Source organism: Komagataeibacter oboediens, assembly GCF_018491655.1.
Taxonomy (GTDB): Bacteria; Pseudomonadota; Alphaproteobacteria; order Acetobacterales; family Acetobacteraceae; genus Komagataeibacter; species Komagataeibacter oboediens.
The window spans coordinates 1-394 of sequence record NZ_JABLUU010000056.1; the positions used below are offsets into that span (position 1 = coordinate 1).

The window sequence follows — 394 nt, forward strand, 5'->3', positions numbered from 1 at the left end:
TGCGAGATTGGGGTCGGCCATCATCCAGCCGATGGTGCGCCTGAGGAACCCGCGCGTGGGCACGTGGTCGCAGTCGAAGATCACCGCGAACGGGCTGTCCGTCACCGCCAGCGCGTGGTTGAGGTTGCCGGCCTTGGCGTGGTTGTTCTCGGCGCGGATGATGTAGCCCGCCCCCGCCTCCACCGCGAATTCGTGGAAGGCCTTCCGCCGCCCGTCATCAAGGATGTAGACGTTCAGCCTGTCCGCAGGCCAGTCAAGGTCCAGCGCGCCGAGCACCGTCGAGCGGACGAGGGAGAGTTCCTCGTTATAGGACGGGACGAACACGTCCACGCTCGGCCACTGCGCCATGTCCTCGGGCAGGGGATGTTCCCTGCGCCGCAGCGGCCAGGCCATT

The 394-nt window shown here is 67.0% G+C and carries 1 protein-coding gene; it reads right to left on the reverse strand.

Features of this window, described 5'->3' with window-relative positions; translation table 11 throughout:
• On the reverse strand, positions 1–393 hold a 393-nt coding region (locus tag HNO79_RS16365), incomplete at its 3' end, for a glycosyltransferase (protein ID WP_214165957.1).
• Position 394 lies beyond the last annotated feature (1 nt).